We start from the raw sequence: 3,796 nt of genomic DNA, 5'->3' as shown, positions 1-3,796 counted from the left end.
TACACTAATTTTTTAGAATTTTTACTGTTTCTGAAAACGAGCGGTTTTTCCGTTCCTTGTAAGGCCGCTTTACGGGCAGATTCAATCGCCTCGTCAATCACCGCATGATCGGGTGATTTACTGCAAACAGGATCGGTCCGCATCATATCGCCAGTCATTAAATAAGCCTGACAACGACAGCCGCCAAAATCTTTTTCTTTTTCATCACAGCTCAAGCAAGGCTCTTGCATCCAGTCAAAGCCTCGGAAAAAATTAAAGGCCTCTGATTCATACCAGATTTGTTCGATACTGTATTCCTTGACATTCGGACAACACAGTCCGGGTAATTCACGTGCCGAATGACACGGCAGCGCGACCCCATCCGGCGCTATGGTCAAAAATGTTGTTCCCCATCCGTTCATACAAGCCTTAGGACGGTCTTCATAAAAGTCCGGAATCACATAATAGATTTTCATCCGCCCTTCGACCTTTTTCTTGAATGCCTGCGCAGTTTTTTCAGCTTCTTCAAACTGCTCCTTGGTCGGCAGTAACAGATCTCGATTTAAATGCGCCCAACCATAATATTGAGTATTGGCCAACTCAAGATAATCCGCGCCCAAAGATTCAGCCATTTCCAGAACCTGCTGCATCTGATGGATATTTTCTCGATGAATCACGACACACAGCACCATTGGGTAGCCATGCTTTTTGACCAGCTTGGCAACCTCTTGCTTATGCTGATAAGACGCTGTACCCGCCAGATGATCATTTAATTCCTGCGTGCTGGCCTGAATACTGACTTGAATATGATCTAAACCGGCTTCTTTGAGCTGTACAATTTTGTCTTCTTCCAAACCATACCCCGAGGTAATCAGGTTTGAATAATAACCTAATTCACGCGCATGCCTGACCAGCTCCGGCAAATCCTGCCGGGTCAAGGGCTCACCACCAGAAAAGCCCAATTGCACCGCACCCATTTTTCGGGCCTGTGTCAGCACGCGCTTCCAGTCTTCGGTCGCAAGTTCTTCCGTATATTGGGCATAATCCAAAGGATTCGAACAATAAGGACACTGCAACGGACATTTATAGCTCAACTCAGCCAATAGCCATCGCGGTGGGGTCACTTCAGGGTTGTTTGATCCAGCCATTTTGCAGTGCAATTTCCAGAAATTGAGTAATATCGTCACCAAGCCCTGAAGTTGAAAATTTCCGCTCCAGTTCGACAATAATATCATTGACGTGACGTTGACCATCACAAAGCTTGAGGATTTCAGCAGAACTCTGATTCAGTTCAACCATCCCCTCCGGATAGAGAATAACATATTTATCTTGCGCATCTTCCCACTGCAACCGATGCATCGGTGAGAAACTGATCGCCTTATCCTTTTCCAGCGCCATTATGCCTGCCTGTCAATATTAAAATACGGGGGCATTTCAACAATGTATGCCAAATACATCGCATCCGCCATACTCCATAACACATCCAGCTTGAATTTCAGAATATCCAGCATACGCTCTTGTTGTTCACGCGTTTTATACCAATCCAGCGTCAGCTCAAGGCCATGCTCCACATCGCGCCGGGCTTCAGAAAGGCGCTTGCGGAAATAAGTATATCCTTCATCTTCAACCCATGGATACAACTCCGGCCAGTTATCCAAACGTTGTTGATGAATTTTAGGGGCAAACAACTCTGTCAATGAGGAACTTGCCGCCTCATGCCAATCGGCGCGACGGGCAAAATTCACATAGGCATCCACTGCAAAGCGAACCCCTGGCAAGACATGCTTTTGTGAAGTGATTTCTTCACGACTGAGCCCTACGGCTAGCCCCAGTTGAATCCAGGCTTCAATGCCGCCAGGGTCATCGGGACTGCCATCATGATCCAAAATACGCTGAATCCATTTAGCACGCGTTTTACGATCCGGACAATTAGCCAGAATATTGGCATCTTTGATCGGAATCATAATCTGATAATAATATCGATTCGCCACCCAGCCTTGTAATTGTTGTTTGGTCAATTTCCCTTCGTTCATCAAGGTATGCATTGGATGATGGATATGATAATACTTTTCCATCCCCCGCAACTTGGCTTCAAACTGTTCCCGGCTCCAAGCCTTTTTATCGTGATCGCAGCAGCTCATGTTGCCTCTCTCTATAAATTAATTTCCATGCCATCATAGGCGACTTCGATACCCGCATCGTCCAGCGTTTTACGTTGCGGCGAATCTTCATCCAAAATCGGATTGGTGTTATTGATGTGGATCAAAATCTTACGTGTTTGTTTAACACCATTTAATACTTCTATCATACCGCCTGGGCCGGACTGGGGTAAATGACCAATTTCACGTGCACGCTTAGGACTGATATTCTGCGCACACATTTCATCATCGGTCCAGAATGTGCCATCCACCATCAAGCAATCAACCGCCTGCATCGCATCCATAACATGCGGCTCAATCTCGCCCAAACCCGGTGAATAATACACTTTTTTACCACTTGAAATCTGCTCGATAATGACGCCTACATTATCCCCTTCATGTGGATCATGCCGGTGCGGCGAATACGGCGGCGCCTTGCTTTTTAGGGCATGACTGTAAAACCGCAAATCTTCAATACCTGGAATTGTGAACGAACTACCATCGCAGGGAATGGGATGATGCTTAACCGTGCAATAATCTTCTAGCATTTTAAACACTGGAAAGCCCGTGCTTAAATCCTGTTTTACCATTTCTGTACAATACACATCTAAGGGTTCCCCTTCCCTTAACATCAACATGCCTGTAGTGTGGTCAATCTGGCTATCGATCAGAATAATCGCTTTAATGCCGGTGTCCCGAACGCCTTCTTTAGGTTGGATTGCAGGGAATGATTCAAGCTGGGCACGGATATCCGGAGATGTGTTGAACAATACCCAGTTTTTATCATCACTACTAACGGCGATTGAAGACTGTGTCCTGGTTTGCCCCTTCATCTGATTATGCCGCAATCTGTGGCAATTGTGACAATTACAATTCCATTGCGGAAAGCCACCGCCGGCACCTGACCCAAGTACTCTGATTTTCATAGATAATTTGGTTTTTTGTTTGTGTGATAAAGCGCTAATAATACGGGATTCAAAAGCTACAGGCAAAAAAAAGGGGCTTAAAGCAAGCCCCTTTCCTCTTTATCCATCCGGTTTTAGCGATTGTAAATATACATAGTCACTTCAAATCCAAAACGCAGATCGGTGTAAGCTGGTGTTTCCCATTTCATTGTATTACCTCCAGAAGTTTTATTTAAGCTAGCTTGATCAAGTAAGCTACCGGCAAGTATACGATGAACTTTTTTTTTTGGCAAATTCTAAAAAACTTACATTCAGTAGGCTTTGAGCATGCTCCGATTTTTTTATATTACCTTTAGGTCTTGCACCTCTTTCCAGTATATGAAAAAATCAGTTAACTATTTTGATTCTAAAAGAGGAAAACAACCATGTTCGGTGAAATTCTTGAAATAACTTTCTTTATGTGGCTTTTAGCGCTCGCTTCATTTGCGCCGTTAGGCTATTTCATATATATGTACACGATAAAAAATGCCGAGCCTTTCGGTGAAACTGAACCCCACGGTGATACCGAATCGGCCATTTCCAACCTAGTTGATCAGGCTATTGCTCTTTTTAAAGGCTCCGGAAAATAAGTTTACCACTTCGATTCTGCAAAAAAAACCGGTGTTCATACCGGTTTTTTAATGCTAAAAACCTTGCATTTTTAACAGGTCAGTCTATTCTTACAAGAAACATTTTAATTCTGTCTTCTTATGAATAGTCTTGATACTTTTTTAC

6 protein-coding genes are annotated in these 3,796 nt (G+C 44.0%); 1 reads left to right on the top strand and 5 read right to left on the bottom strand.

Features of this window, described 5'->3' with window-relative positions; all coding sequences use genetic code 11:
• The 5 genes from pqqE to pqqA form a co-directional block, all read right to left on the bottom strand.
• The coding region (pqqE, locus tag JEU20_RS13810) for a pyrroloquinoline quinone biosynthesis protein PqqE (RefSeq protein ID WP_198246700.1) at positions 1-1,127 on the bottom strand (1,127 nt) is incomplete at its 3' end.
• Complete coding sequence (pqqD, locus tag JEU20_RS13805; protein WP_198246699.1) at positions 1,105-1,377, bottom strand: pyrroloquinoline quinone biosynthesis peptide chaperone PqqD; 273 nt, start codon at positions 1,375-1,377, stop codon at positions 1,105-1,107. The genes pqqD and pqqE, both read right to left, overlap by 23 nt.
• Positions 1,377-2,120 carry a pyrroloquinoline-quinone synthase PqqC gene (pqqC, locus tag JEU20_RS13800; RefSeq protein WP_198246698.1) on the bottom strand — a complete coding sequence of 248 codons (744 nt, stop codon included), beginning with the start codon at positions 2,118-2,120 and terminating at the stop codon, positions 1,377-1,379. Before pqqC ends, pqqD begins: the two co-directional genes overlap by 1 nt.
• A gap of 11 nt (positions 2,121-2,131) precedes the next feature.
• Entirely contained in the window at positions 2,132-3,043 is a 912-nt protein-coding gene (gene pqqB, locus JEU20_RS13795) for a pyrroloquinoline quinone biosynthesis protein PqqB (RefSeq protein ID WP_198246697.1), read from the bottom strand.
• A gap of 113 nt (positions 3,044-3,156) precedes the next feature.
• Positions 3,157-3,231, bottom strand: a complete 75-nt coding sequence (gene pqqA / locus JEU20_RS13790; RefSeq protein ID WP_080524503.1) for a pyrroloquinoline quinone precursor peptide PqqA — start codon at positions 3,229-3,231, stop codon at positions 3,157-3,159.
• A gap of 216 nt (positions 3,232-3,447) precedes the next feature.
• On the opposite strand from pqqA, the gene JEU20_RS13785 reads away from it, so the two are divergent.
• Complete coding sequence (locus tag JEU20_RS13785; protein WP_198246696.1) at positions 3,448-3,651, top strand: hypothetical protein; 204 nt, start codon at positions 3,448-3,450, stop codon at positions 3,649-3,651.
• Positions 3,652-3,796 lie beyond the last annotated feature (145 nt).

Origin of the sequence: methane-oxidizing endosymbiont of Gigantopelta aegis, assembly GCF_016097405.1 — a bacterium.
GTDB lineage: Bacteria > Pseudomonadota > Gammaproteobacteria > Methylococcales > Methylomonadaceae > Methylomarinum.
This window is presented reverse-complemented; position numbering and strand designations above follow the sequence as displayed.